This window comes from Moorena sp. SIO3I8 (genome assembly GCF_010692325.1).
In the GTDB taxonomy this organism is placed as follows: domain Bacteria; phylum Cyanobacteriota; class Cyanobacteriia; order Cyanobacteriales; family Coleofasciculaceae; genus Moorena.
Window position 1 is genome coordinate 1 of sequence record NZ_JAAHHW010000283.1, and the last position, 2,247, is coordinate 2,247.

2 protein-coding genes are annotated in these 2,247 nt (G+C 40.9%); both read left to right on the forward strand.

Annotation, left to right across the window (positions count from 1 at the left end; translation table 11 throughout):
• The first annotated feature begins 313 nt into the window (after positions 1–313).
• Positions 314–1,309: a class I SAM-dependent methyltransferase gene (locus tag F6K51_RS36190; RefSeq protein ID WP_293030719.1), complete on the forward strand. Its 996-nt coding sequence runs from the start codon at positions 314–316 to the stop codon at positions 1,307–1,309.
• Positions 1,310–2,247 (forward strand): UDP-2,4-diacetamido-2,4,6-trideoxy-beta-L-altropyranose hydrolase (gene pseG / locus F6K51_RS36195; protein WP_293030721.1); only part of this gene is annotated, 938 nt, incomplete at its 3' end.

Here is a 2,247-nt window from a genome sequence, read left to right on the forward strand (position 1 = left end):
CTAAATTATGTGGATATGACAGAGGCAGAATTTGATTATATTTGTGATACCTTCCGCGACCCTCGTGTGTGGCGCATTGAAAATGGACAGTGGGTCAAAGACAATATTTGGGGAAACCCGTCAGCCTATGGCTCAGTAGCCAACCAAGCTGATCAATCAAGTCGTTGAATAAAGGAATTGTAAAAATATGGAAAAACTAGGTCAAAATATTGACTCAAAACAACATTTAATTTTAATGAAGAAGAGCGATTTAAATTAATGTTTATATGTAGTCAATTTGGTTTTTGTGCAATACACTTGTAAAGTAGAGATTATGTTAAAAGAATCAGAAATTCGACCGGATGAATTAATGAAGGCTCAAGCGGAGCGACTGCTAGCTGATATTAGACGTTTACTAGAGCACAAGCAGGATTTTGTCACTGTCAATTGCCCTGCATGTGCTTCCCATGAAAGTCACAAAGTATACGAAAAATACGAGATTCAATTTGTGATGTGTGACTCGTGCGAGACTGTATATGCAAACCCTCGACCTAGTCCTGAACACCTAGATGAATACTATCGAGAATCTGAAAATTACGCTTATTGGAATAAGTATATTTTCCCGGCTTCAGAAGCAGCTCGACGCGAAAAAATATTTAAGCCACGAGTGCAAAAAGTTATTGATATTTGTAAAAAATTTTATGTACCAACCAATACGCTATTGGAAGTAGGAGCAGGGTTTGGCATTTTCTGTGAAGAAATTCAGAAAACAGGAGTTTTCCAAAAGGTGATTGGGGTTGAACCAACACCAGACTTGGCACAAACCTGCCGTAATCGTGGTATAGAAATTCTTGAAAAGCCGATAGAGGAAATTAATTTTGGGAATGAAGTCATTGATGTAATTGTAAACTTTGAAGTAATTGAGCATCTCTTTGCTCCTAGTAATTTTGTAGCAAAATGTTATGAATTGCTAGCTGATGGAGGAATATTTATCCTCACCTGCCCGAATGCTAAAGGGTTTGATATCGTAACTTTGGAGAATAAATCTAGTGCAGTTGATAATGAACATCTAAATTTGTTTAATCTAAATTCTCTGACAATATTGTTAGAATCTTGTGGTTTTGATGTACTTGAAAAGCAAACACCAGGAAGACTGGATGCTGAATTAGTTCGTAAGCAAATTGTAGCCGGTAATTTTGATGTCAGCAATCAACCTTTTTTAAAACAAATTTTGATAGATGAATGGGAGAGTAAAGGCGAGGCATTTCAAGATTTTTTGTCCACAAATAATCTATCATCAAATATGCTATTGGTTGCTAGGAAACCTTAAATGAATCTTATTATTCGTGCAAATGCTTCTCTAAAAATAGGTACAGGTCATGTGATGCGCTGTCTAGCCTTAGCTCAAGCTTGGCAAGAAACAGGGGGTGAGGCTATTTTTATTCTGAACACAGAAGCATGTGTACTACAGGAGCGTCTGCGATCGCAATCAATGAAAGTTGCTCACCTATCAGTGTCTTCTGGAAGTACTGAAGATGCCAAGCAAACAGCAAGTTTTGCACACCAGTTTGATGCTGAATGGGCAGTAGTAGATGGTTATAACTTTGGAGCTGACTATCAGCGAGTAATTAAAGACGCCGGGTTACGGCTGTTGTTTATTGATGACTATGGCCATGCAGCCCACTACTGGGCGGACCTAGTGTTGAATCAGAATGTGTATGCCCATCAGGGACTGTATCCTAAACGGGAATCCTACACCAAGCTGCTGCTGGGTACCCAATATACACTCCTGAGGAAGGAATTCTGGCCTTGGCAAGGCTGGCAGCGGCAGATGCCGACAGTGGCACGGAAGGTGCTGGTTACTTTGGGAGGAGCAGACCCCGATAACGTGACCCTGAAGGTGATTCAGGCGCTACAGCAGGTCAAGGTTAAAGGACTCGAAGCAGTGGTGGTGGTTGGGGGGAGTAATCCTCATTATCAGCAGTTACAGGCAGCAGTGCATGATTCGGGGGCAGCAATTGCACTAAAGTATAATGTGACGAATATGCCTGAGTTGATGGCTTGGGCTGATATTGCGATCGCAGCTGGGGGAAGTACTTGTTGGGAGTTAGCGTTTATGGGGTTACCAAGTGTAATTATAATTTTGGCTGACAACCAGAGAGCGATCGCGGAAAAACTTGATGGCATAGGAGTTGCGGTAAATCTAGGCTGGCATGAGGAAGTTTTGGTTGCACATATAATACAAACACTTACTGAGCTACTTTTATA

Bases quoted from the DNA above. Each gene is read 5' to 3' on its own strand.
- F6K51_RS36190 (WP_293030719.1), top strand. From the start codon at position 314: ATGTTAAAAGAATCAGAAATTCGACCGGATGAATTAATGAAGGCTCAA.